Consider the following 22,630-nt stretch of genomic DNA (forward strand, 5'->3'; position numbering starts at 1 on the left):
CACGACCGGGCCGCTCTTTTGTCCGGTCCCCAGCAAGTACTCCCATGAGCGACACGCAGGCCAGCGAGCGCATCACCGTCTACTCCGACTACGTCTGTCCGTTCTGTTATCTCGGACGGCAGTCCCTCGGCCGGTATCAGGACGAGCGCGAGGCGGAGCTGGAAGTCGACTGGCGACCGTTCGACCTCCGCGCACAAAAACGCGGTCCGGACGGCGACATCGACCACTCGGTCGACGACGGGAAAGACGCGGACTACTACGAACAGGCCCGCGAGAACGTCCGCCGGCTCCGCGAGCAGTACGACGCCGAGATGGCCCAGGAGATAGCGACGGACGTGGACTCGCGGCCGGCGCAGGTGGTCTCCCTGCACGTGAAAGAGAGCGAACCCTACGGGACGTGGCTGACGTTCGACGAGACGGTCTTCGAGGCGCTGTGGGTCGACGGCCGCGACATCGGTGACCGCGACGTGCTGGTCGACTGCGCCGAGACGGCGGGGCTTGACGAGAACGTCGTCGACGCCGCCCTCGACGACGCGGCGCTCGATTCCCGAATCGACGACCTGTTCGACGCGGCGCGGCGGCAGGGCGTCACCGGCGTCCCCACCTTCGCCTACGACGGTCACGCGGCGCGGGGCGCGGTGCCGCCGGCGCAGTTGCGGCGACTGGTCGAAGGGAACTGACCCCACCCCAACCTATTCCCCCCCGTATCCCTCACATCGACCGATGAGCGATCAGGGAGCGAGCCGGCGTGGATTCCTCCGCGCCGGCGCCATCGCGCTGACCGCGGGGCTCGCGGGCTGTGGATCGACGGCCCCGAGTGCCGACGGATCGGCCGCCGCCGGGAGCGACGGGTCGGCCGCCGATGGGAGCGACGGGTCGGCCGACGCGACGACGACCGGACCGACCCCGTACACGCGCGTCTACCGCGAAGCCATCGATTCGGTGCTGCTCGTCCGGACCGAAGAGGGGAGCGGCACGGGGTGGGTGTACGACGACGCCCACGTCGTCACCAACGCCCACGTCGTCGGCGAGGCGACGGCCGTCGACCTCCGGACCCGCGACGGGCGGTGGTACACGGGCGAGGTGGTCGGCACCGACCGCAACAGCGACCTCGCCGTGATCGAGGCTGGCGACCTGCCGGACGCGGCGACGCCGCTCACGCTCGCGGAGACGCCCGCGACCATCGGGCAGGAGGTCGTCGCCATCGGCAACCCGTTCGACCTCGACGGCTCGGTCACGACCGGCATCGTCAGCGGGACGGACCGATCGATTCCCGCGCCGACGGGGTTCAGCATCCCCGACGCCATCCAGACGGACGCGGCGGTCAACCCCGGCAACAGCGGCGGGCCGCTGATGAGCCTCGACGGCCGGGTGCTCGCCGTCATCAACTCCGGCGGTGGCGACAACATCGCGTTCGGCATCTCCGCCGCCCTCGCTCGTCGGATCCTCCCCGAACTGATCGAGACCGGATCGTACGAGCACTCGTTCGTCGGCGTCGCCCTCGATACGGTGACGCCGGCCGTCGCCGAGGCCAACGGGCTCGACGAGCCGCGGGGACTGCTCGTCATCGACGTGGCGCCGAACGGTCCCGCGGCCGGCGTCCTCCAGCCGAGCGAGGACGCGGAGGTGGTGAACGGCGAGAGCTCCCCCGTCGGCGGCGACGTACTGCTCGCCATCGACGGGACGCCGACGGACACGACGGAGGCGCTCGGGAGCTATCTCGCGCTGGAGACCCGCCCCGGCGACACCGTCTCGATGACCGTGTTGCGCGACGGCGCGGAGCGGACCGTGGAGGTCGAACTCGGATCGCGCCCGTCGCAGCCGTCCTGACCACGACCGCCGATACACCCGCTGATAATCGGGCCGGGTCACTCATAAGTCGTCACCGCAACACCCCGACCGGAGACGGCTCATGGACGAACGCATCGTCGCCGTGGTCGCCGCCCTGCTCGTGTGTGTCGGCGCCCTCTCGCCGGCCGTCGCCGCCGACTCGGACTCGCCGACGGTCGACGTCACCGTCGACGCCGCCCCGCTCGACCTCGGTGAAACCCACCACACGCCGACGGACCCGCTGGTTCGGGTGGCGGTGTCGGCCGACTCGCCGGTGTCGCTCGTCGAAATCCGGGTCGACGGCACCACCCGCCACGCCTTCGAGCCGGGGAGCGAGCGCTTCGACCGGAGCGTCACGCTCGACCTGGAGACGGGTCCCCATCGGATCACGGTCGTCGCGCGGGCCGACGGCGTCGCCACGCACGAGTCGACGGTGATCAAAGACGACGAGGCGCCGGTCGTCGACTACACGACGCCGTTCGGGTCGAACGCGTCGACTGCGGACGACGACACGACGCCGACGGAACTGACGGTGAACCGGGGGAACGTCTCCGTCGGTGGAAACCTCCGCGACCTCTCGGCCGTCGAAGCCGTCCGTATCAACCACACGTACCAATACGAACTGGCCAACGGCACCGAGCGGACGGGCACGGCGCAGCATCTCCTCCCCACGCCGGGTGCCGACTTCCGGCAGTCGCTCGCGCTCGTGCCCGGCAGCAACCGGATCACCGTGTTCACCGAGGACGCCGTCGGCAACGTCCGCGATCACGAGTTCACGATCGCCGTCGACGACGAGCGGGCGCCCGCACTCTCGATCACCGACGTGGAGTGGCTGTCGCCGACCCGACTCCACATCGAGGGTCGGGCGACCGACCGCGTGCAGGTCCAGTCAGTCTGGCTGGAGGGGAACGACACCGCAGTCTTGCGGTCGAACGCCACCAACACCGACGCCAACCCCACGCGCCACCCCATCGTCTTCCCGGCGTCGACCGCCCCGAATCCCGACCGCCGGAACGTGACGATCGATACGACCGTCTATCACCCGGCCGGAACCGACCATCTCGTCCTCGGGACGAACGACACCGCCGGCAACGAGCGGACGTGGAACTACTCTCTGTCGACGTTCCTGGCGCCGAACGTCACCGTCGACGACGGCCGAACCGGCTACGTCGACGACCGGGCCGTCGCCGTCGGGGGCCGCGTCGTCGACGGGCAGGTCCGCACGGTCAGCGTCGAGGCGGTCGACCCCGAGACGGGTCGCATCGTCGACATCCGGCCGGTCGAACTCGGAGACCAGGGCGCCTTCGACACCCGCCTCGACGCCGCGTCCGACGAGACGCAGGTTCGGGTTCGCGTCCGCGACGCCAGCGGCGCCGAACACCTGACGAACGCTACCGTCGCCGGCGCCCTCGACCCGACGGCGACGCCCACAAGGGGCACTAGCGGCGGCGATGACGGTGGCAGCGAACGCGTCGAGGCGTCGAATACCAGCGACGCCGACGCCGGTGAACCGGCAGAAAACGAGTCGAGCGGCGTGCGGCTCCCCCTCGTCGGCGTCGTCGTTCCGACGCCGAATCTGGGTGTGCTCTCGGCGAACGTCTCGCTCCCGGTCCCGTTCGTGGGACCGTTCGAGGTTCCCTTACTGGCCGTGGGCGTTCCGGTCGCCGCCGTCGTCGCGGCCGTCGCGGCGAGACGACGGGGCGGCTGACGGGAGCGACCGCCGTGGATACCGAACCAGCCCGACGGCGAGCAGACACGCCGCGAGGGCGGAGCCGCCCCCGGCCGCCACTTCGAGCGAGGCGGCGGAGACGACGCCGACGGCGAGGCCGCCGAAGAGGGCGAACCCCATCGCCGCGAGCAGGTAGTCGACGCGCCGGGGCACCTCGGGCGTCGAACGAACGCGCGAATCGGTCATCCGTGCTAATTACATCTAATTAGGAACGGGTGTATCTTTCGGCTCGGTGCGATTCGACGGAGGTGCCCGCTCACCCCGTCACTTCTTGGGGAGCGTCGCCACGAACTCCTCGGGGCCGCGGCGCTCCACGTCGTAGCCGTCGGCGTCGAAGGCGTCGCGTTCGGCCCGGAACTCGTAGAAGAGCGGCTGTGGGTCGTGGTCGTTGACGATGGTCAGGTGCTCGCCAGGGTCGAGTTCGTCGAACGCCTCGTGTATCGTCTCGTGTCGCTGGCTCGGCGGCAGGTCACGGATATCCAGTCGGTCCATGGGGTATGCGAGACGCCGCCCGCCCCTGTCGGTTGGCCCGAACGTGTTCGGCCCGAACGGGTCGGCCGAAGGCATTTGCCCGTGTGGCGTCTGTCCCAACTATGGCACACTCCGACCCACCGGCCGACCCCGACCCCGCCCGCTGGACGGTGACCCTGACGGGCGCCGTCGCCGATCCGCAGTCGGTGCGGGCGAGCGACCTCGCGGCGCTGGAGACGGTGTCCGCCGAGGTGGCGACGGGCTGTGAGGGCGAGACGACCGCCCCGGATCGGTGGCGCGGCGTCCGCGTCGGCACCCTCCTCGACCGATCGCGCCCCCGAGCCGACGCCTCGCACGCGCTGGTCAGTTCGGCCGACCCCGACTTCGCCTGCGGGTTCGACCTGAACCGCCTCCGCGACGCCCTCCTCGCGGTACGTCTCGACGGTGACCCGATTCCGACCGAGCGGGGCGGTCCCGTCCGCCTCCTCGTCGACGACGCCGACTGCTGGGAGCGGATCAAGTGGGTCTCCCGGATCGACGTTCGGACGGAGCCTCCGACCGAGGACGACACCGCCCGCGACCGGGTGCCGGCCGACGACTGATACGGTTTCTTGTAAGTCATCACGACCGCCACGCACTTGGCCGCGACGCGCCAACCGCGGGCATGGTCGGGTCGCGGACGGCGACGGCCGTCGCCGGACTGGTCGTGAGCCTCGCCGTGAGCGTCGCCGCGTGGTACTACTTCGACACCTTCGTTGCCTTTCTCCTCCTCCCGTTCGTCCCGCTCCTGTGGCGACGGGGTGGCGACGCGCCGCCCGTCCGGGAGTGTCCGGCGTGCGGGTTCAGTACGCGCGACCCCGGCTTCGACTACTGCCCGCGCGACGGGACGCCGCTCGACCGTCGCGACGACGGGGCGTGAGCCGCCGAACGCGTCCACCGTATCTTTATATCGGCGCCGTGATAACGAGGAATTGACAGTCAGTATGGGGGGAGTCAACGGCGGCGAAGCAGACGCATGTGGCGGTGATGGCCGGCCGACCGCGACGTTGCTGTTGGACGACGATCCGTCGTCCGACGCAGCCCTCGACGTGGCTCCCGAGTCGACGAACGTCCTCGTCGTCTCGGCGTCGCGGTCGATGCGGGAGGTGGTCGAGGAGTGGCGACGGCGTGCGGGCACGTTGCCCGCCGCGCTCGGGGTGATCACGTACGCGGAGTTCGACCGGTCGGCGTCGGCCGCGCCGAGCGGGACGCCGTCGCGCAAGCCGCTCTCAGGCGGCGACATCACGGTCACGTCGATGTCGGACCCGGCCGATCTGCGCCGACTCGGCACCGCGGTCACCCTCTATCTCGACGACTGGGTCGACACCGACCGGGAGACGCTCGTCTACGTCGACGCCCTCGACCCATTCGTCGACGCGAACGGCGTCGAGTCCACCTTCCAGTTCCTCCACCTGCTGGTCCAGAGTGTCGACCAGTCGGCGGCCGACGTGGTCGTTCGGCTCGACCCGTCGACGACCGACGAGCGCACCATCAACACGTACCGTCCCTTATTCGGCCGGGTCGTCGACGCCACGACGACGCGGACGCTCGACGACGACGAACTCCACGCCCTGCTCGCGAACGGCCGGCGTCGGTTCGTGTTGCGGTCGCTGCTCGACCAACCGACACTCGAGTTGGACCGCCTCGCCACACGGCTCGCGCGCTGGGAGAACGACATCGACGAGCCGACCGACACCCAGCACACCCGCGCCTACACTGCGCTGGCGTCCGTCCACCTCCCACGGCTGACCGAGGCGGGCATCGTGACGTTCGACCGGTCGGCCGAACGGGTGCGACTCGCCGACGGCAACTGGTCCGCCGACCGTCTCCGACGATATCTGACCGCGCCGCTCGACGACGACGGATGACGAAAAACGCCCACGACCGGGTACAGTTCCGGTGGTCCCCGGGCGACGCCGATTACGGATCCGCGTCGACCCGCACCTCGCCGTCGCCAGTGACCGTCACGTGGCATCCGGCGAGGTCGAACTCTATCCGCCCGCCCTCTCGAGGTTCGCCGTCGTGTTTGGGGCTGAAGATGCGGTTCAGCGCATCCGGTTGGACGACCGCGTTGAGGTCCACATCGGTCGGTTCCTTCCCCGTCACTTCGAGAACCGCGTGGACGACGGTGACGCTCAGTTCGATGTCGCTGGTCTCGTAGTAGTTGACGACGTACACTCCGTCCTCGGAATCGTCGTTCGTCGACGGACGATCCGATCCTGTGTGTGAGTTTTCCATAGTGATCCGGCTGCTGATACCCACCCTTTCATTTCAATCAATATTAAAGATGGGTGTGTTTCGACCGCCGCGGGTCGCAGCCCATGTGTGTTTTTAGGTTGACACGATCTCGAACCCTCAGTCGTCGAGCGCGTCGGTCAGTCCCCACTCCTCGGCGCGGGCGCGGGCCTCCTCGCGGGCCTGTTCGCGGATGGCTTCGATCTGTGATTCGTCGGCCAGAAACGCCTCGACGGCGTCGGTGTCGTCGGCGCCGAGTCGGTCGTCGGGCGCCGCGTCGCGGGTTCGCGTCACGAGGGTCCTGTCGGCGCCGAGGCGCTCCGCAGGCAGTCCCGGCGAGACGCGGAGTTCGTCGGCCTCGTGAGCCTCGGCCAGCGCGTCCCGGTCGAGTTCGTAGAGTTCGGCGCTGTAGGGGCCGGGACTCGCTACGTCCGCGAGGGCGTCGGCGCCGCCCCGGTCGGTGTCGGTGCAGTACGCCAGCACGGGCACCCCGTCCTCGAAGGTGACGACGCCGCGGCGCTCGTCGCCGAGGAGGACGGCGTCCTGTGGTTCGAACACGGCGTAACCCGTCAGGCGTCGCTCCAGCGCCGTCGCCAGCGTCGCCCCCGGGTCGTCGACGACCCGCGAGCGGAGCAGGTCGCCACGGGGTATCTTCATACCTCTTCGGGGACGACGGCGCTCCGGAAGCGGTCGGCCACGTCGCCGCTCGCCTCGTCGCGCACGTCGAGTCGTCTCGCCGCCTCGCGGAACGCCTGCGACGCGGGCGTGTCCGGTGCGTGCGCCAGGAGAGGTTCGCCCGCCGCGCGGGCCGCACGGGCCGCGTCGCTCTCCGGGATCACCCCCAGCGTCTCCCCGCCGAAGTAGCGGTCCGCCTGCTCGGCCACGCGGTCGATCCCCTCGTCGTCGCGGACGCGGTTGAACAGCGTCCCCGCCGTCTCCGTCCCGTACGACCGGGCGTACTCCTGTACCTTGAGTCCGTCCGAGAGCGCCGGAATCGTCGGCTGGAGGACGATCACCGTCCGGTCCGCGAGCACGATGGGCAGGACCGCGCTCTTCGATCCCAGCGCCGCCGGCGAGTCCAGCAGGAGGACGTCCGTGTCGGCGGCGAGTTCCGCCACCACGTCGCGCAGGCGTTCGGGGTCGGCGGCCCGAAAGGCAGCCAGGCTCGTCCCGCAAGGGACGACCTTCATTCCGAAGCGTTCGTAGACGGCCGCCGAGACGGCGGCGTCTTCCCCCTCGACCAGCAGGTCGTGCAGCGTCACCGCCGCGTCGTCGAGGCCGGTGTGAAAGAGCAGGTTCGCCATGCCGGTGTCGGCGTCGACGACCGTCACGTCGTGGGTTTCGGCGAGCGCCATCCCCAGCGCGAGCGTGCTCGTCGTCTTGCCCGTCCCGCCCTTGCCGCTCGCCACGGCGAACGCCTCGACCATCGGTACGGAGTACCTGCGCCCCCGGATTAAACGTTCGGGGTGGCTTCGCCGGCCGAGCAAAGCGTTTTATCGATCTGCCCCCTTCGCCGGGTATGCTTCCCGGTCCTGCGGCGTTTCGGGAGCTGCTCCGCGGCCTCGATGCCGAGGAACTGACGGCCTTCGTCGCGGCGGTGTACGAGGCCCGCGGGTGGACGACCGAGCGCGACGGCGACGACGTACTCGTCAGGCCCGACGGAGAGCGGGACTGGCGCCGGCTCGCCGTCGATCCCGCCGACCCCCGGTCGGTCGACGCCGACCGCGTGGTCGTGCCGACGCTCGCCGGCGATCCGAACGCCGACGCGGACCGACTCCTCGACGCCGCCGACATCCTCGAACTGCTCCGTTACGCCGTCGACGACGGCACTCGAACCCGCCTGTTCCGGGAGTTCTTCGACCGTGAGCCGACGGCGTTCGAGGGATCGAACGGCCGGGCCGGTCCGTCGGGAGCAGCCGGGAGTCCGTCCGAGTCCCCCGTCGCCGCCACCGCGTCCGCCCCGACCCCGTCGTCCGACGTATCCGACGTGGCGTCGGACGCGCCCGACCGGGACGACGCGCCGGTCGCCGACCCGTCGCGTCGCTTCGGGCGTCGCCTCGCCGTCGCCGTGGCGGTGCTGCTCGTGGTCGGCGGCGTCGCCGTCGCCGTCGGGCCGACGCTCGTGCCGTCGAGCGGGGACGGTGACGACCCCGACGCGGCGGTCGGCGGGAACGCGTCGACCGGGACCCCGACCGCCGACGGCGACGCCGGTCCGACGGTCGACGACGGGGACGAGCCCACCCCGGCCGCCGCCGGAACGGTGGCCGTCGACGGGCCATTCCCACCCGGCGTCGGTCCCTCGGGCATCGAGAACGCGTCGGCGCTCGTCGCGGCCCACGAGGCGGCGCTCGACGGCCGTTCCTATCGGCTCTCCGTCGTCGCCCGCGAGTTCGTCGGCGGTCGACCGACCGCCGTCGCCAGGGAGCGGACGGTCGTCGAGGGACCGGCACGGTACCGCTCCGACGTCCGCGTGATCGGCACGTTCAGACAGGAGCCGCGGGCCATCGGCACCGTCTCCACGTACGCCAACGGCACGACGCGGTTCGTCCGACTCACGTCGGACACCGACGCCGACGGGACGATCCGGTTCACCGAGCGGGGGAACGAGTCCGGGGCGGCCGGGGGGCCGGGCTGGCGGAGCGTCACCGCCGACTCCGCCGTCGACCCGTTCGCGAACCGCACCGCGACGCACCTCCGGGACGTACTCGACGTCGACGACGCCGCCATCGTCGGCTCCTTCGAGCGCGACGGCACGACGTACGTCTGGATCGACCTCCGCCGCCGACCACCGGGGGGGACCGACGCGATAGACAGCGTCCTCGTCGACGAACACGGCCTCGTCCACGAGGTTCGACACGAGTACGCCTACCCTCCCGCCGAGGCGTCGACGGTCCGCACCGTCACGACGGTTCGCATTCGACCGGCGAACGTGACCGCATCGCCGCCGCCGTGGCGCTGATCGGGCGTCGTCGAACGCCGCCGCCCGTCCGCGTGACCCGCGGTCGGCGGTCGGGTGATCGCGTGGCGTCTCACGCCCGCCGTTCGGCCGGCCGGGCGTCCGGTTCCGTGGGGGCGGCGCGCGCGGGCGCCGATCCCTCGTCTATCCCTCTGTGTCGTGGCTCGCGGGGCGGGACCCACCCCGGCCGCGTCACCTCCACCGGACCGGGCGTGATCCGGATGACCGTCTCGACCCGCACCGACTGATCGCTACGCGGGACGTACGACCGCCGAATCTCGCGGACGATGCCCGTCTCGCTGACGAGCGCTCGCCCCGAGACGTCGGTCGCGCCGGACCACGGGTCTCGCTCGAAGTCGAGGACGTACAGCGTCGTCCCGTCGCGCTCGACGGTGCCGGCGAGCCGCGACGACTCGACGCTCAGATACCACTGGACGTACCGCTCGGTTCGGTCGACGACCCGGTTCGGGTCCGCCGCCGTCATGGTGGTGCGCAACTGGAGCCGCGGGCTCTCGCCCGCCGCGTCGCCGACGTCGTGCGACCGGACGTAGCGTCGCACCCCGTTCGAGTACGTCGCTCCGTCGCCGATCACCTCCGACGCGTAGTCGACCTGGCCGAGTTGTTGTGTCTCGGATCGGTAGCGCCCGGACGCCGTGACGACGGCGCGTTCGGTGGCGACGCCGCGCAGTTCGCCGTCGGCGAACTCGCGATGGACGATGTGGAGCCGGAACGACCGGTTGCCGAGCGCCGCCTCGTGCGCGTCGGCGAGTCGTCCCGCGTGCCCGACTCCGTTCCCGTCGAGTCCCGGCGGCGCGTCGACGTCGACCGACTGGTTCCCGGCCGCCGAGCCGTCGTCGCTCGCCGGTTCGTCGCCGCCGAACGCCGTGGCCGCCGACTCCGTGAGCGCCGGCCCTGCGGCGGTCACGATGCCGCCGAAGATGAGCGAGAGCGCGACCACGACGCCCGCCGCCCGGACGAGGCGCTCCTGTCGCGTCGTCGACGCCGCGGCCGTCGCCGAACCCTCCGCGTCCGCCTCCGCTACCGCGTTCTCGCTCTCGTCCCCGTCCGGTCCCGCCGTCTGCTCGGCGGTTTCCGCCGCGTCCCCCGCGTCGGCGGCGGCGGACGGGTCGGTGTCCGTCGTCCCCGCGTCGCGGGCGCTCCCCGCTGCTCCGGCGACGGTCGGCTCCGGCGACGCGGTGCCCGCCGAGTCGTCCCGATCCCACGGCTCCGCTGCCGCGGGCGGCGCACCGATCGCTTCGAACTCGCGGTCGAAGAACGTACGACACAGCCGGTGTCGGTCGCTCGGGTCGAGCGCGTACGCCAACAGTTCGTAGAGCGTCGCGGCGTCGACGACGGTTCTGTCGATCCCTGCTTCCCCATCGCAGTCGGCCGTTCCACCAACGCAAACGACGAGTCGCCGCGTGTGGTCCGATTGCGGCGGCGTCGCCAGCAGAGCCACGTCGCCGTCCTCGTCCCCGCTACTGACCGTCCACCCGCGGGCGTCGTACACTGCCGCGACGAACGCTGTGGCCGTCTCGCGGTCCAGCTCCGCGAGGTGGTCACGGAACGCCGGTCCCGGCACAGATGTCATACTGTCCCATACGGCCTGCCACGCAAAACTCTTCAGCCCTCACCGGCGGTCGAGCCACGGCGGCGGCGTGGCGGTCACGTTCGCGGGTGTCACGCGCATCGTGACCTCGACGTGGACCGGTGGGCCGTCCGAGGGACGGTGCGTGTACTCGTAGTGGAGTTCGTGGACGAGGCCGTCCTCGTCGACGAGGAGGCTCCCGACCGCGTCGTCCCGACCGACCGTGATCCAGATCCAGGTCGTGCCGTCGTGCCGGACGGCATCGACGATCCGGAGGTCGCTTCCCGAAACCGTCTCCCGAAGGTAAGACACGGTTCGACGGGCGAATCGGTCACGGTCCGAGTCAGCGTAGGTTATGATCGTCGACCCCGGTTCCTGGCTCAGCCTGATGTACAGCCCATTCCCGTCGGCGTACGTCGAGGCGTCACCGACCGCGGACGGAGTCTGTCGCACGACGCCCATCCACGTCACGTCGGACCGATAGCGCGTGGACGACTCGACGACGGTCCGCTCCCGGACGACTCCCGTCGGCCGCCCGTCGGCGTACTCGCGGTGATCGACCGACAGGCGATACGAGCGGTTCGACAGCGCCGCCTCGTGGGCCGCGATCATCTCCGAGACGTTGTCGACGCCGCCGGTGCCGACGCCCGGCGGTCGCGGTTCGGGCACCGACACTTCCTCGCCCCCGCCGGGTGCGACCGGGCGCCCCTCGCGGTCCATCACGTCCGGCGGGGCCGCGGGACGGACCGTACTCGGGCTCTCCGTCTCGGTTCCGTTGTCGTCGCCGAGGGCGGAGCCGTCCCCGCCCGATCCCGACGACGACGTGAGCGCCGGCCCGGCCGCGACGACGCCGGCGACGACGAGTGCGACTGCCAGCCCCGCGGCGACCACGCGCGTCGCCGACCAAGTGGCGGCCGTGCCGTCGTCGTCGCCTTCCTCGCCGCCGGTCCGAGCGGCCGCGGCTGCGGCGTCGGTGTCCGGCGCCCCTCGTGGCTCGTCGTCCCGAGGTGTTTCCGCCCCGTCGTCCACCGCCGATTGCCGTTCCGTCCCGCCTCGATCCGTCCCGGCCGTGTCGGTCGGCGTCGATTCGGCTGTCGGCGCCGACAGCACGACCGCCTCGGGGTCGCACTCGAAGAACTCGCGGCACAGCCGGATCCAGTCCTCGTCGTCGAGGGCGTACCGAACCATCCGCCGGAGATCGGCGGCGTCGAGGGTCGTCGCGTCGTCGCCAGCGTCGTCGCGGAGCGTGACGGCCGGATCGTCCTCGGCGTGGACCGCGAGCCGTCGCGGCCGCTCCGTGCCGGGCGGCCACACCAGCGTCTCGCCGTCGCCGCCCTCGTCGGTGACCGTCCACCCGCGGGCGTCGTAGACGGCCGCGACGAAGGCGGTCAGCGTCTCGGGGTCGAGGCCGGCGAGACGGTCACGGAACGGCTCGCCGGGTGCGCGTACCATACTCGCCGAAAGGGAGGGATCGGCAAAACGCTTGGCGCGTCACCCGGCAGCGAGATCAGAACTCCGTCCCCTTCCGCGCTCGCTGGCCCGCGTCGATGGGGTGGCGCTCCTTTCGCACCTCGCTCACCAGGTCGGCGACGTCGGCGAGGTAGTCGGGGCGCTCGTGGCCGCCGGTGCAGACGAGTTCCAGCCCGTCGGGCTTCGACTCGACGAGGGCGACCACGTCGTCGGGGTCGATCAGCCCGCGGTTGGCGGCGTACAGGATCTCGTCGAGGATCAGCATGTGGACGCCATCCGCGGCGTCGCCGTCGAGCGGGAGCGGCGCCGAGCAGTCGGCGTCGCGCGCCCCCTCGATCAGGTCGCGGGCGCGTTCGAGGCCGCCCCGCGCCTTCGCGGCGTGGTCGGCGTCGTCGCTCCCGTCGGCGAAGCCGTGCCAGCCGTAGTGGCCGCTGTGTTCGTAGGTGAAGCCGGCGACCTGATCGATGGCCGCGTACTCGCCACGCACGCCCTCGACGCTCGCCGCGCCGCCTTTCATGAACTGGAGCAGGTGGACGCGGTAGCCGTGGCCGGCGGCGCGAAAGCCCATCCCGAGGGCCGCGGTGGTCTTGCCCTTCCCGTCCCCCCACCAGGCCTGCACGAGACCGAACTCGGGCGGCGCCTGTGGGGTGGGGTGATCGTCGTCGGTCATGCCTGCCCGTCGACCCGGCGCGGCCTTCAATCGCCCGGTGAGGGGTGAAGTTTCGACACCGTGGCCCGTTCGTCGGTGACGACTCCCGATTCCCGTTCGTACTCGTCGTCGGGGTAGCGGGAACGGAGGCTGGCGGCGACGGCGTCGCGGACGCAGGCCCGGGCGGCTCCGCCGACGGCCGTCGCGCTCCCGGAGAAGGGGACCGAATCGCCGGCGGGGTCACAGGCCGCGACGACGGCGTCCGTCGTCGTCCCCGGGACGCCGACGAGTTCGAGCAGCGTCGCCGCCTTCGCCTCGGCCGCGACGGTCAGGAGGTTCGGAAGCGCCCCCGGCGCGAGCGCGCGGGTCGTCCCCACGACGACGTTGACGGTGCCGGCGTGGTGGGTAGGGTCGTCGCCCCCGCGGCCGGCGTGCCGGTCGGCGTCGGCTTCCCCGCCGTCGACCGGCAGGGCGGCGGGGTTGGAGACGCCGGCGGTGGCGACGGCCTCGACGGGGCCGAGTCGCGCCCGGCGGGCGTGTCGCTGGTCGACGCCGGTCAGGAGCGCGGGGCCGTCGGCCTCGAAGCCCGCCGCGGCGAGGCGTTCGGCGACGTAGGCGTCGAGGTCGGTCCGGTCCCACCCCTCGGGGACGGTGCAGTTGTAGGCCGCGGGGGCGCGATGCTCGCCGCCGGCGTGGCCGGTCGAGAGCCAGCGCGTGTCGGGGTGGGTGAGGCGACAGACCCCGTCACGGACCGTCGCGGTGAACACGGCGGTCACGTCAGCGCGTCGAGGAGGCGGTCGTTCTCCGCGGGGCGGCGGACGGCGACGCGGACGTGGGAGTCGAGGCTGCGGAAGGTGGTCGCGTCGCGGACGACGATGCCCTCGCGGCGGGCGTCGTCGATCACGTCGCGCACCGGCCGGTCGTGGACGCCGAGGAGGAGGAACGGTGCCTCGGAGGGGTACACCTCGAAGGCATCGCGCAGGTGGTCGGTCATGCGGCGCCGTTCGCGGCGCACCCGGTCGCGCGTCTCCGCGACGAACTTCGTCCGTCGCAGGCAGTAGGCCCCCACGTCGGCCGCGGGCATCGAGAGTCCCCACGCCGGCCGGGCGGCGTCGAGTCGGTCGCGCAGGTCGTCGGTCGCGATTGCCATCCCCATTCGGAGGCCGGGGAGGCCGAATATCTTGGTCAGCGACCGTGCGACGACGACGCCGGGTTCGCCGGCGAGCGTCCGTCGGTCGGTGAAATCGAGAAACGCCTCGTCGACGATCAGGGCGGTGCCGGCGGATCGACACGTCTGTGCGTAGGCGACGAGTTCGGCCCGCGAGTAGCCGTCGCCGGTCGGATTGTTCGGGTTGCAGACGACGACGGCGTCGTACGGCGCCGGATCGGTGTCGAGGAGGCCGTCGTGGGCGGCGAACGTCGGGGTGGCGCCCTGTAGCCGAACTTCGCGTTCGTACTCGCCGAAGCTCGGCTTCGGGAGGAGCGCGTCGTCGTCGGTGCCGATGGTCACGCCGAAGGCGAGCCGGAGCGCCTCGATGCAGCCCGCCGTGGGCACGACGTTCAGCGGTTCACAGCCCAGATACTCCCCCGCCGCGGTCCGGTACTCGCAGTAGTCGTCCTCCGGATACCGCGTCGCGGCGCCGTAGGCGGATTCGTAGACGCTCACCACGCCCTGCGGGCGGTCCGGGTTCGTGTTGGCGCTGAAGTCCAACAGTGTCGCGTCCGACGCCCCCCCGTGTGGCACGCGCGTCACGTCGGCCACGGCGTCAGGGTCCATACGATTCGTTCACACGCTCCACAACCTCAAGCGTTCCGTCCGCGACGCTCTCTGTCACCCCTGCCCGCTCCGCCAACCGGAGCGCGCCGCCCATGCCCGCACCCTCCTTCGCCTCGCCCGCGGCGTAGCGGGCGAGGGGGTCGTCCCGTCCAGCGAATCCGGGGTCGGTGACGACGAGGTTACAGTCGAGGGCGGCCGCCGCGGCGTCCATGTCGACGTCGGCGGCGACGTACGTCGTCGTGGCGACCGAGAGCGGCGCCGCGACGCCCGCGTGCCGAACCAGCGCGGCGGCGGCGAGCATCTGTGTCCCGCCGCCGAGGATCACCTCGGTCCCGGAGTCGAGCGCCCCGGCGGTGAGGCCCGCGACGGTCGCCAGCACCGGATCGCCGAGGAAGCGCACGGCGAGTTCGGGGTGGTAGGCGGCGTCGCCGGGGGTGAGGTCGCTCGCCTCGAACGCGGCGTCGACCACCTCCCGCTTCAGGTCGAGGGGGTTCTCCGGGAGCGACGATGAGACGGGGAAGCCGACGGCGTCGCCTCGACCACGTCCCTCGCTGCCGACGCCGAGCGCCCGGAAGACGCCGAGGGCCGTCGTCGTCCCGCCCGGAATCGTCTCGCCGATCACGAGTTCGTCCTCCGGGAGCGCGCTCCCGAGTTCGCGGGCGGCGACCCACGCACCCGGCGCGGTCGGCACCGGATCCGTCTCCCTGATGTCGCGTCCGGGGGTCGCGCCGACGCCGACGGTCGGCGCACCCGTCGGTTCGGCGAGGCCGGCGTCGACGACGAGCGTCTCGAAGCCGACCCGCTCCCGGACCGCGCGGGTGACCGCCGCGGGCGTCGGACAGCCCGTCGGACTCACGGGGAGGCTCGGCGCGCGCACGAGGTGGCCGTACTCGACCAGTTCGGCGTCGGCGCTCGGGGTGTGAGCCACCAGGTCGGGATCGGCGCCCGCGGCGCTGATCCCGTCGATCCGTGCCGTCTTCGTCGTCCCCGCGACGAGGACGAACCGCGTCACGACAGCGCCTCCGCGACCCACAGATCGGTCGGCCGGTTCACGTTCACGGCGAGTCGTGGGTCGTCGCTGACGTATATGTCGTCGTCGGTTCCGGCGACGACGTTGAGACCGGTCGGTGCGAGCGGTCGGTCACCGTCAGCGACCGTCGCGTCGACGCTCACGCCGAGGCGACGCTTCAGGGAGACGGGGACGGCGACGACGAGGGAGGCGTCCCCGTCGGCGGCCGCCAAGACGCGGTCGACCGGTTCGGGCGCGAGCAGCGGCAGGTCGGCGGCGACGGTCAGCGCCGGGCGGCCGACTCTATCTAGTGCCGCGGTCAGGTCGGCCACGTAGCCGTCGCCGGGCGTCCCGACGACGTTCACGGCCGGGGCTGCGTCGCGGAGGTGGGCACGCGTCGCGGGCGCGTGCGGCGAGACGGCGGCGTACACGCCGTCGACGCGGCTCCCGGCGAGGGCGTCACACACCCGGTCGATCATGGGCGTTCCGGCCACCGCGACGAGCGGCTTCTCCCGCTCGCCGCCGAGGCGCGTCCCCCGCCCGCCACACATCACCAGAGCGTCCACACGACCACCCCCGCGTGGAGCGCGACGACCCGGCCGAGTTCGTTCGCGGCGCCGAGGGCGTCGCCGGTGACGCCGCCGAGGTGGTTCGTCGCCCACCGACCGACGAGGAGGGCGACGGCCGGGCCGGCGACGAGCGCGGCGACCAGTGACGGGGTACTCCCGGCCGGCGCGAGGAGCACGGCGGGGACGGCGACGGCGACGACGGGCAACAGGGCGGCGGCGTCCGCCTCGCCGACGACGGCCGACCCCAGCCCCTCGTGGCCGGGCGTCCCGAGGGCGGCGAGCGTCGCCATGCCGACTTTGGCGCCCACCTCCGCCGCGAGGACGAGGCGGGCGGCGACGCGGGGGCCGGCGCCGGCGACGCCGAGGGCGCCGAACGCCAGCGCGAGGAGCGAGAGGCCGACGACGAGGACGCCGCCGACGCCGACTCGGGAATCTTTCAGGGCCGAGCGCCGGTCGTCGACCCCGTGGGCCGCCGCGGCGTCGCCGCAGTCCGCGAGGCCGTCGACGTGGGTGACGCCGGTGATCAGGTAGAGCGTGGCGAGATACAGCGCCGCCGCCGTGGAGACGGGCACGGGCACGAGGAGGGGGAGCGCGGCGAGGCCGCCGACGACGTAGCCGGCGACGACGAACGCGGCCGGCGTGGTCCGGAAGGCGTCCCAGCCCGCCTCGCCGCCGCCGACGGGCAGGCGCGTCAGGAAGGCGAGCGCGCCGCGGACGGCGGTCAGCACGGGCCGACCACCCCCGCGGCCGTCGCCACGCCGAACGCGAGCCACCCGGCCCGCGAGACGACGGCGACCCCCCTCATCGCGTCGGCTGGCGTCGGGAGGGCGTCGCCGGCGGGGATGTCGTACGCGCCGGGCTTCGTCAGCCGAACGTCCAACGCGACGGCGAGTGTCGCCATCGGCCACCCGGCGTTGGGCGAGGCGGGGCGGCGGGCGAGCGACCGGGCGCGCCGGAGCGCGCCGGGGCAGCCGGCGGCGACGGCGAGGAGGACGGCGCTCGCGCGTGCGGGGAGGAACATGACGGCGTCGTCGAGGCGGGCGGGCGCCCAGCCCATCGGCACCGAGCGGTAGCCGAAGGTCGAATCCAGCGTGTTGACGGCCTTGATCCACGCGGCGGCGCCCGCGGCCGCGGGGAGCGAGAGGGGGGCGAGGGCGGCGAAGCCCAGCAGTGGCGCGACGAGGCCGTCGCTCAGGTTCTCGGCGGCGCTCTCGGCGGCGGCGCTCCGCACCTCGCCGGCCGAGAGGGTCGCGGCGTCGCGGCCGGCGAGCGAGCGGAGCCGCTCCCGCGCGGACGCGAGGTCCGCCTCGCTCGCGGCGACGACGGCCCGCGCCTCGTCGACGAGCATCCGTCGGCTGGTCGAGACGAACAGGACGAGGCCGGCGACGGCTGCGCCGACGAGGGGGTCGATCCGGATTCCCAACGCGACGGCGGCGGCGACGCCCCCGGCGGCGAGGAGGGGGACGAACAGGGCCGTCGCGACGCCCGCCAGCCGGGGGTGGCGCCACGGCCGGTCCAGCGGACCGAGCGCACGGCCGAGCCACGCGACGGGGTGGTAGCGGGCGGGCGGTTCGGCGACCAGTCGGTCGCCCGCGGCGGCGAGGGCGACGCTCCCCGCGGCGAGGAGGGTCACGGCTCGCCTCCGAGGTGCGCGGGGAGGTCGGCGAGCGGCGTCTCGGTCACGTCGACGAACCGGCCCCCGACGGCGTCGATTCCTCCATCCGTGTCGGGGTCGTCGCCGACGTGGATCAGGGCCGACGCGTCGGCGGCTCCGCCGCCTCCCCGAGGTGTCTCCGACGCCTCGCAGCCGAGGTCGGCCGCCAGCGTCTCGAACGGGCGCGGGTGGGGTTTGCGGAAGCCGCAGGCGGCGCTGGTGACGACGGCGTCGAAGGCGCCCCGGAGGTCCGCGCGGACGAGCGTCCGCGGGACGAGTTCGGGGACGCTACAGTTCGAACACAGGCCGACGGGACCGCGTTCGCGGGCGGCGTCGAGCGCGTCGGCCACCCCCTCGCGTCGGCGCACCTCGGGGTCGAAGGCGGCGATCACGGCGCGTCTGACGACGGTGTCGGACGCCTCCACCCCCCGGCTCCGGAGCGCGGCGGCGACGTGCGCGGGGAGGGGAATTTCGGCGGCGTCGGGAACGTCGAGGTGGGGGGTCCGGTAGGCGGTCGACCAGTCGTCCGGGACGGCGACCCCGCGGTCGCGAAGCTCGGCGGCGACGGCGCCGGCCGGATCGGAGGGCATCGACGCCGTCACGAGCGTCCCGAAGAGGTCGAACGAGACGGGCACACCTGCCGCTCGGCGCGGAGCCAACTTAGTGCCGTCGTCCCGGTACGGCCGTCACCCTACGGCCGACTCGGGGGGCAGAGTTACGTCGTCGCCGGACAACCATCGGGCCGTGAGCGTCCTCCGTCTCCGAACGATGCGGACGCCCGCCGACGCCGCCGACTGGTATCTGGCCGGGCGGACGTACACCCGACGCGTGGCGGCCGGCATGGACTTTTCCGGCGCCGACCGGATCGACGGCGAGGCGGTTGCGGCGACGCTGCGTACCGATCCGTCGGCGCTGTCACGCCGCGAGGCGGCGTCGGTCGTCGGCGTCTTCCTCGGCGACGCCGTCTACTCCGAGCCGTTTTGCGAGTGGATGCCGACGTGGTACGAACTCGCGGTGGTGCCGCTGGCACGCATCCTCGAACGACGGCTCCGGCGTATCGCCCGCGAGGTGGCGGCGGCGACGGGGGTGACCGCGACGGCGCCGCGGTTCCCGCGCCCGCGGGACGTACTCGCCGGCGGGGAGTCCCCACTCGCCGGCGCTTCGGGCTTTCGCGAGCGATTCGTCCTCGCGGCGGCGGTGACCCACGTCGAGTGGTTCCGGCACGCCGCGACGGCGGACGGCATCGACGTACCGTCGGGATTCCTCGACCGGGCGACCCGGGAGACGGTCGAGTATTACGCCGGATCGCGGCGGACGCTCTCCCCTCGAGTCAGGCGGTTTCAGTCGCTCTGTTTCTCCGACGAGACGTGGGTTCGTGACGTGGACGCGGCGTACGGGCTGGATAGCCGGTTGTTCGGGCTGTGGGAGCGGTTACTTGGCGCGGAGCGGCGGCGGCTCGAATCGACGTAGGCCGTCCGACAGACATCCGTCAGACACGACGGAAAAGTTAAAACGATGGGGTGACGTGAGTGTGAACGATGAGCAAGATCACGTTCCGCGCCGACGACGACCTCGTCGAGCGGTTGGAGGCATTCGACGCCTCGAAAAGCGAGGTGATGCGCGAGGCGCTGCGCACCTACCTCGACGACGCGGAACGTGAGGAGTCCTCGAACGGGTCGTCGGACCGACTCGAAGCGTTGCTGATGGAACACGCCTTCGCACCCCGAGAGCCGCCGGCGATCAACGTCAACGTCACCGTCGACGGCGATGCGGCGGCGGAGCCGGACGTGTCCGTCGACCGCGGGTCGGCGGAGCGTAAGACGGATCGTGAAACGACCGACGACCCCGCTGAGTCGCGGAGCGCGAGCGGGCAACGGAACGCGTGCTCACAGTGTGGCGAGGAGATGTCCGCCGGCCACGTCTACTGCCCGAACTGCGGCGAGAAGGCCGCTCACCGGGTGTTCTGCGACTGTGGCGACGAACTCAGATCCGACTGGGCGTTCTGCCCGAGCTGTGGGCGTCGGACCCCAGCCGCCGACGTGCTCGACCGGCCGTAAGCGGTGCAAACACCGCGTGTCTTACAACGGCCGTTAATTTTATAAGGTATCCGTCTCTTGGTACGTTCGCGTAAGACGGTCGTCTTACAAGGTCGCCGGCCGCGGGGGAAAAACCCCGTCATCGGCCGGTTGAACCGTGTAAGACAGCACATCGGGGCGTCGCCCCATCCGTCTTACCGGGGGAATGTAACAATGGAGCGTGTGACACTACGAATTCCGAAGCAGCAGATCGAGGAGGTCGAACAGATGGTCGAGACGGGAGAGTTCCCGAACCGAAGCGAGGCCATCCGCTCGGCGGTCCGCGAGATGCTCAACGAACAGAGCGAGTCCCGTGACGACAACCGCAAGCGCAACCGTAGCTGGGCGAAGGTGTAACGATGCAGGGATTCGTCCAAGACGCCATCGAGCGCGAGGAAGCCGAACAGCGCGACGCCGACGAGGACGACGCGTTCGGTGACCCACGGATCGTCATCGTCGGCGCCGGCGGCGCCGGGAACAACACCGTCAATCGCCTGTACAACATCGGCGTCGACGGCGCCGAGACGGTCGCCATCAACACCGACAAACAGCACCTGAAGATGATCGAGGCCGACACGAAGATTCTGGTCGGCAAGTCGCTGACGCAGGGGTTGGGTGCCGGTGGCGACCCCTCGATGGGCGAGCGCGCGACCGAGATGGCCCAGGGAACGATCAAGGAGGTCCTCGGCGAGGCCGACCTCGTCTTCGTGACCGCCGGGATGGGGGGCGGCACCGGGACCGGCGCCGCGCCCGTCGTCTCCAAGATCGCCAAGGAGCAGGGTGCCATCGTCGTCGGCATGGTCTCCACGCCGTTCAACGTCGAGCGCGCCCGCACGGTCAAAGCCGAGGAGGGCCTGGAGAAGCTCCGCGGCGAGGCCGACTCGATCATCGTCCTCGACAACAACCGCCTGCTCGACTACGTGCCCAACCTGCCCATCGGCAAGGCCTTCTCCGTGATGGACCAGATCATCGCCGAGACGGTCAAGGGCATCTCCGAGACCATCACCCAGCCGTCCCTGATCAACCTGGACTACGCGGACATGTCCACGATCATGAATCAGGGCGGCGTCGCGGTGATGCTCGTCGGCGAGACGCAGGACAAGAACAAGTCTCAGGAGGTGGTGAGCGACGCGATGAACCACCCACTGCTCGACGTGGACTACCGCGGCGCAAGCGGCGGACTCGTTCACATCACTGGCGGCCCCGACCTCACGCTGAAAGAGGCCGAGGGCATCGCCAACAACATCACCGAACGGCTGGAGGCGAGCGCCAACGTCATCTGGGGCGCGCGCATCCAGGACGAGTACAAGGGCAAGGTGCGGGTCATGGCCATCATGACCGGCGTCCAGAGCGCACAGGTGCTCGGACCGTCGACACAGCGACAGGCGGAGAAGTCCCGACGTAGTCTCAACGGCGAGGACGTTTCGGAGTTCGACGCGAGCGACAACGTCGACCAGGATCAGGCGTCTTGGTCCGACGGTGGCCGTGACCGCAATCAGGTCGACCAGCGCAACGGCATCGACGTGATCCGCTGACCGGCTCGGTCGCTTTCGCGACGATCTATTTTCGGCCCGACTACCGCACCAGCGGCGCGTCTTACACCGCTTCGATCGATTCGACGAGTCGACACTTCCGGCAGATGCGCCCACCGGTGCTCGATCCACAGCGGTCGCACTCGCCCAGGTCCTCGCTCTCGCCGTCGCGGTACCGCTCCGCGGCGAGTTCGGCGAGTTCCTCGTAGCCCGCCATGATCGAGTGGCGGGTGCCCGGGTGGTTCTCCTCCATGCCCAGCAACAGCTCCTGTATCTCCCCGCGGTACGCCTCGCCGGCGTGCGGGCACTCGGTGATGTGGGCTGGCAAGTCGGCCAGGTGGGCGTAGAGCGCCACCTCCTTCTCCGGCACGTCCCGGAGGGGTTTGGCCCGCGGGACGAAGTGGGTGCTCTCGGCCCGTCGGTCGAACGGGCCGAGGCTCGCGTCGAAGTGTTTGGCGATCTGTTGCAGGTCGCCCTCGAAGAAGTTCATCAGCGCCGTCTGGGCCTCGTCGTCGAGGTTGTGGCCCGTCAGGAGTTTGTCGGCGCCGAGTTCGTCGGCGTAGGTCTCCAGGAGGTCCCGCCGGAACACGCCGCAGTAGGCGCAGGCGGCCATGTTCTCGGGGTCCTTCTCGACCACGTCGTCCATCCGAACACCGAGTTCGTCGGCGTACGACACCACCTCGTGGCTGAGGTCACGGCCGTCGGTCAGCGTCCGACAGGCGTCGAGGCTCTCGTCGCGATACCCCTCGATCCCCTCGTGGATCGAGAGGGCGACGAGTTCGACGCGGGGGTCGCGGCCGAACGTCTCGTCGAGTACGTGCGTCAGGACGACGCTGTCCTTGCCGCCGGAGAGGCCGATCACCCACGTCTGCGGGTTCTCGGGCGAGGCGTCCGCCGGGAGGAGGCCGTCCTCCCGAATCCGGCGGCGCACCCGCTTCTCGACCGAGGCGCGAAAGTGGTCGTCACAGAGGTGCGCGCCCGAGTAGGCAGCGTGCATCACCGCCTCGCGGCCGCACTTGTCACACTCCATCGGCGCGTCCTTGCCGG

At 71.6% G+C, this 22,630-nt stretch carries 27 protein-coding genes; 11 read left to right on the forward strand and 16 right to left on the reverse strand.

Annotated features, from left to right (window positions below):
• Window positions 1-44 precede the first annotated feature (44 nt).
• From DU484_RS05680 to DU484_RS05690, 3 genes are all read left to right on the forward strand, one after another.
• The gene (locus DU484_RS05680; protein ID WP_114605345.1) at window positions 45-680 is read left to right on the forward strand and encodes a DsbA family oxidoreductase; all 636 of its coding nucleotides are present in this window, start codon (window positions 45-47) and stop codon (window positions 678-680) included.
• Window positions 681-723: 43 nt separating this feature from the next.
• Window positions 724-1,830, forward strand: a complete 1,107-nt coding sequence (locus tag DU484_RS05685) for a S1C family serine protease (protein WP_114605346.1) — start codon at window positions 724-726, stop codon at window positions 1,828-1,830.
• An 82-nt stretch (window positions 1,831-1,912) separates the two neighbouring features.
• Entirely contained in the window at window positions 1,913-3,538 is a 1,626-nt protein-coding gene (locus DU484_RS05690) for a hypothetical protein (protein ID WP_114605347.1), read from the forward strand.
• On the opposite strand, the gene DU484_RS05695 is transcribed toward DU484_RS05690, so the two are convergent.
• Window positions 3,470-3,745 carry a hypothetical protein gene (locus DU484_RS05695; protein WP_114605348.1) on the reverse strand — a complete coding sequence of 92 codons (276 nt, stop codon included), beginning with the start codon at window positions 3,743-3,745 and terminating at the stop codon, window positions 3,470-3,472. The two genes, DU484_RS05690 and DU484_RS05695, sit on opposite strands and share 69 nt — an antisense overlap.
• A 78-nt stretch (window positions 3,746-3,823) precedes the next feature.
• Window positions 3,824-4,051: a DUF2249 domain-containing protein gene (locus DU484_RS05700; protein WP_114585207.1), complete on the reverse strand. Its 228-nt coding sequence runs from the start codon at window positions 4,049-4,051 to the stop codon at window positions 3,824-3,826.
• A gap of 101 nt (window positions 4,052-4,152) precedes the next feature.
• Between DU484_RS05700 and DU484_RS05705 the strand changes: the two genes are divergently transcribed.
• From DU484_RS05705 to DU484_RS05715, 3 genes are all read left to right on the forward strand, one after another.
• Window positions 4,153-4,632 (forward strand): molybdopterin-dependent oxidoreductase, encoded by a 480-nt coding sequence (locus DU484_RS05705; RefSeq protein ID WP_114585208.1) that lies wholly within the window; start codon window positions 4,153-4,155, stop codon window positions 4,630-4,632.
• A 62-nt stretch (window positions 4,633-4,694) separates the two neighbouring features.
• Window positions 4,695-4,949 carry a hypothetical protein gene (locus tag DU484_RS05710; RefSeq protein WP_114585209.1) on the forward strand — a complete coding sequence of 85 codons (255 nt, stop codon included), beginning with the start codon at window positions 4,695-4,697 and terminating at the stop codon, window positions 4,947-4,949.
• Between the two features lie 64 nt (window positions 4,950-5,013).
• Window positions 5,014-5,937, forward strand: a complete 924-nt coding sequence (locus tag DU484_RS05715) for a DUF7504 family protein (RefSeq protein ID WP_114585210.1) — start codon at window positions 5,014-5,016, stop codon at window positions 5,935-5,937.
• 52 nt (window positions 5,938-5,989) lie between these two features.
• On the opposite strand, the gene DU484_RS05720 is transcribed toward DU484_RS05715, so the two are convergent.
• The 3 genes from DU484_RS05720 to DU484_RS05730 form a co-directional block, all read right to left on the reverse strand.
• Window positions 5,990-6,307, reverse strand: coding sequence for a HalOD1 output domain-containing protein (locus DU484_RS05720; RefSeq protein WP_114605349.1), 318 nt, complete (start codon window positions 6,305-6,307; stop codon window positions 5,990-5,992).
• A 117-nt stretch (window positions 6,308-6,424) separates the two neighbouring features.
• Complete coding sequence (locus DU484_RS05725; RefSeq protein ID WP_114585212.1) at window positions 6,425-6,961, reverse strand: hypothetical protein; 537 nt, start codon at window positions 6,959-6,961, stop codon at window positions 6,425-6,427.
• Window positions 6,958-7,731 carry a nucleotide-binding protein gene (locus DU484_RS05730; protein WP_114605350.1) on the reverse strand — a complete coding sequence of 258 codons (774 nt, stop codon included), beginning with the start codon at window positions 7,729-7,731 and terminating at the stop codon, window positions 6,958-6,960. Before DU484_RS05730 ends, DU484_RS05725 begins: the two co-directional genes overlap by 4 nt.
• A 92-nt stretch (window positions 7,732-7,823) precedes the next feature.
• On the opposite strand from DU484_RS05730, the gene DU484_RS05735 reads away from it, so the two are divergent.
• Window positions 7,824-9,263 (forward strand): hypothetical protein, encoded by a 1,440-nt coding sequence (locus DU484_RS05735; protein WP_114605351.1) that lies wholly within the window; start codon window positions 7,824-7,826, stop codon window positions 9,261-9,263.
• A gap of 70 nt (window positions 9,264-9,333) precedes the next feature.
• On the opposite strand, the gene DU484_RS19425 is transcribed toward DU484_RS05735, so the two are convergent.
• The 10 genes from DU484_RS19425 to DU484_RS05785 are packed head-to-tail and all read right to left on the reverse strand — an operon-like array spanning window position 9,334 to window position 18,611.
• Window positions 9,334-10,851 (reverse strand): hypothetical protein, encoded by a 1,518-nt coding sequence (locus DU484_RS19425; protein WP_157969506.1) that lies wholly within the window; start codon window positions 10,849-10,851, stop codon window positions 9,334-9,336.
• A gap of 39 nt (window positions 10,852-10,890) precedes the next feature.
• Window positions 10,891-12,300 (reverse strand): hypothetical protein, encoded by a 1,410-nt coding sequence (locus DU484_RS05745; protein ID WP_114605352.1) that lies wholly within the window; start codon window positions 12,298-12,300, stop codon window positions 10,891-10,893.
• Window positions 12,301-12,355: 55 nt separating this feature from the next.
• Window positions 12,356-12,988, reverse strand: coding sequence for a cob(I)yrinic acid a,c-diamide adenosyltransferase (locus tag DU484_RS05750; RefSeq protein ID WP_114605353.1), 633 nt, complete (start codon window positions 12,986-12,988; stop codon window positions 12,356-12,358).
• A gap of 26 nt (window positions 12,989-13,014) precedes the next feature.
• Window positions 13,015-13,734 carry an adenosylcobinamide amidohydrolase gene (locus tag DU484_RS05755; protein WP_114606718.1) on the reverse strand — a complete coding sequence of 240 codons (720 nt, stop codon included), beginning with the start codon at window positions 13,732-13,734 and terminating at the stop codon, window positions 13,015-13,017.
• A 5-nt stretch (window positions 13,735-13,739) separates the two neighbouring features.
• Window positions 13,740-14,744 (reverse strand): aminotransferase class I/II-fold pyridoxal phosphate-dependent enzyme, encoded by a 1,005-nt coding sequence (locus DU484_RS05760; protein ID WP_114605354.1) that lies wholly within the window; start codon window positions 14,742-14,744, stop codon window positions 13,740-13,742.
• Window positions 14,734-15,756: a nicotinate-nucleotide--dimethylbenzimidazole phosphoribosyltransferase gene (locus DU484_RS05765; RefSeq protein ID WP_114585219.1), complete on the reverse strand. Its 1,023-nt coding sequence runs from the start codon at window positions 15,754-15,756 to the stop codon at window positions 14,734-14,736. The genes DU484_RS05760 and DU484_RS05765 overlap by 11 nt, the downstream gene beginning before the upstream one ends.
• Window positions 15,753-16,304, reverse strand: a complete 552-nt coding sequence (locus DU484_RS05770; protein ID WP_114606719.1) for an NTP transferase domain-containing protein — start codon at window positions 16,302-16,304, stop codon at window positions 15,753-15,755. The genes DU484_RS05765 and DU484_RS05770 overlap by 4 nt, the downstream gene beginning before the upstream one ends.
• Window positions 16,304-17,050 carry an adenosylcobinamide-GDP ribazoletransferase gene (cobS, locus tag DU484_RS05775; protein ID WP_114587177.1) on the reverse strand — a complete coding sequence of 249 codons (747 nt, stop codon included), beginning with the start codon at window positions 17,048-17,050 and terminating at the stop codon, window positions 16,304-16,306. Before cobS ends, DU484_RS05770 begins: the two co-directional genes overlap by 1 nt.
• A complete protein-coding gene (locus DU484_RS05780; RefSeq protein WP_114585220.1) occupies window positions 17,044-17,955 on the reverse strand; it encodes a CobD/CbiB family cobalamin biosynthesis protein in 912 nt (303 codons plus the stop codon). Before DU484_RS05780 ends, cobS begins: the two co-directional genes overlap by 7 nt.
• Window positions 17,952-18,611: an HAD family hydrolase gene (locus DU484_RS05785; protein ID WP_114605355.1), complete on the reverse strand. Its 660-nt coding sequence runs from the start codon at window positions 18,609-18,611 to the stop codon at window positions 17,952-17,954. Before DU484_RS05785 ends, DU484_RS05780 begins: the two co-directional genes overlap by 4 nt.
• A gap of 205 nt (window positions 18,612-18,816) precedes the next feature.
• Between DU484_RS05785 and DU484_RS05790 the strand changes: the two genes are divergently transcribed.
• From DU484_RS05790 to ftsZ, 4 genes are all read left to right on the forward strand, one after another.
• Window positions 18,817-19,446, forward strand: coding sequence for a hypothetical protein (locus DU484_RS05790; protein WP_114606720.1), 630 nt, complete (start codon window positions 18,817-18,819; stop codon window positions 19,444-19,446).
• 68 nt (window positions 19,447-19,514) lie between these two features.
• A complete protein-coding gene (locus tag DU484_RS05795) occupies window positions 19,515-20,033 on the forward strand; it encodes a double zinc ribbon domain-containing protein (RefSeq protein ID WP_114585222.1) in 519 nt (172 codons plus the stop codon).
• Between the two features lie 192 nt (window positions 20,034-20,225).
• Window positions 20,226-20,408, forward strand: a complete 183-nt coding sequence (locus DU484_RS05800; RefSeq protein WP_049935276.1) for a ribbon-helix-helix domain-containing protein — start codon at window positions 20,226-20,228, stop codon at window positions 20,406-20,408.
• Window positions 20,409-20,410: 2 nt separating this feature from the next.
• Window positions 20,411-21,586 (forward strand): cell division protein FtsZ, encoded by a 1,176-nt coding sequence (gene ftsZ / locus DU484_RS05805; RefSeq protein WP_114585223.1) that lies wholly within the window; start codon window positions 20,411-20,413, stop codon window positions 21,584-21,586.
• A 61-nt stretch (window positions 21,587-21,647) separates the two neighbouring features.
• Here the strand turns inward: ftsZ and ncsA are convergent, their stop codons facing one another.
• Entirely contained in the window at window positions 21,648-22,613 is a 966-nt protein-coding gene (gene ncsA, locus DU484_RS05810; protein ID WP_114605356.1) for a tRNA 2-thiolation protein NcsA, read from the reverse strand.
• Window positions 22,614-22,630: the final 17 nt, after the last annotated feature.

Source organism: Haloplanus rubicundus, assembly GCF_003342675.1.
GTDB lineage: Archaea > Halobacteriota > Halobacteria > Halobacteriales > Haloferacaceae > Haloplanus > Haloplanus rubicundus.

Coding starts and splice junctions, on each gene's coding strand:
- DU484_RS05795 (WP_114585222.1), top strand. CDS start 19,515: ATGAGCAAGATCACGTTCCGCGCCGACGACGACCTCGTCGAGCGGTTG.
- ftsZ (WP_114585223.1), top strand. CDS start 20,411: ATGCAGGGATTCGTCCAAGACGCCATCGAGCGCGAGGAAGCCGAACAG.
- DU484_RS05685 (WP_114605346.1), top strand. CDS start 724: ATGAGCGATCAGGGAGCGAGCCGGCGTGGATTCCTCCGCGCCGGCGCC.
- DU484_RS05720 (WP_114605349.1), bottom strand. CDS start 6,307: ATGGAAAACTCACACACAGGATCGGATCGTCCGTCGACGAACGACGAT.
- DU484_RS05700 (WP_114585207.1), bottom strand. CDS start 4,051: ATGGACCGACTGGATATCCGTGACCTGCCGCCGAGCCAGCGACACGAG.
- DU484_RS05770 (WP_114606719.1), bottom strand. CDS start 16,304: ATGTGTGGCGGGCGGGGGACGCGCCTCGGCGGCGAGCGGGAGAAGCCG.
- DU484_RS05730 (WP_114605350.1), bottom strand. CDS start 7,731: ATGGTCGAGGCGTTCGCCGTGGCGAGCGGCAAGGGCGGGACGGGCAAG.
- DU484_RS05695 (WP_114605348.1), bottom strand. CDS start 3,745: ATGACCGATTCGCGCGTTCGTTCGACGCCCGAGGTGCCCCGGCGCGTC.
- DU484_RS05705 (WP_114585208.1), top strand. CDS start 4,153: ATGGCACACTCCGACCCACCGGCCGACCCCGACCCCGCCCGCTGGACG.
- DU484_RS05750 (WP_114605353.1), bottom strand. CDS start 12,988: ATGACCGACGACGATCACCCCACCCCACAGGCGCCGCCCGAGTTCGGT.
- ncsA (WP_114605356.1), bottom strand. CDS start 22,613: ATGGAGTGTGACAAGTGCGGCCGCGAGGCGGTGATGCACGCTGCCTAC.
- DU484_RS05680 (WP_114605345.1), top strand. CDS start 45: ATGAGCGACACGCAGGCCAGCGAGCGCATCACCGTCTACTCCGACTAC.
- DU484_RS05790 (WP_114606720.1), top strand. CDS start 18,817: ATGGACTTTTCCGGCGCCGACCGGATCGACGGCGAGGCGGTTGCGGCG.
- DU484_RS05725 (WP_114585212.1), bottom strand. CDS start 6,961: ATGAAGATACCCCGTGGCGACCTGCTCCGCTCGCGGGTCGTCGACGAC.
- DU484_RS19425 (WP_157969506.1), bottom strand. CDS start 10,851: ATGACATCTGTGCCGGGACCGGCGTTCCGTGACCACCTCGCGGAGCTG.
- DU484_RS05710 (WP_114585209.1), top strand. CDS start 4,695: ATGGTCGGGTCGCGGACGGCGACGGCCGTCGCCGGACTGGTCGTGAGC.
- DU484_RS05745 (WP_114605352.1), bottom strand. CDS start 12,300: ATGGTACGCGCACCCGGCGAGCCGTTCCGTGACCGTCTCGCCGGCCTC.
- DU484_RS05715 (WP_114585210.1), top strand. CDS start 5,014: ATGGGGGGAGTCAACGGCGGCGAAGCAGACGCATGTGGCGGTGATGGC.
- DU484_RS05735 (WP_114605351.1), top strand. CDS start 7,824: ATGCTTCCCGGTCCTGCGGCGTTTCGGGAGCTGCTCCGCGGCCTCGAT.
- DU484_RS05690 (WP_114605347.1), top strand. CDS start 1,913: ATGGACGAACGCATCGTCGCCGTGGTCGCCGCCCTGCTCGTGTGTGTC.
- DU484_RS05760 (WP_114605354.1), bottom strand. CDS start 14,744: ATGGACCCTGACGCCGTGGCCGACGTGACGCGCGTGCCACACGGGGGG.
- DU484_RS05800 (WP_049935276.1), top strand. CDS start 20,226: ATGGAGCGTGTGACACTACGAATTCCGAAGCAGCAGATCGAGGAGGTC.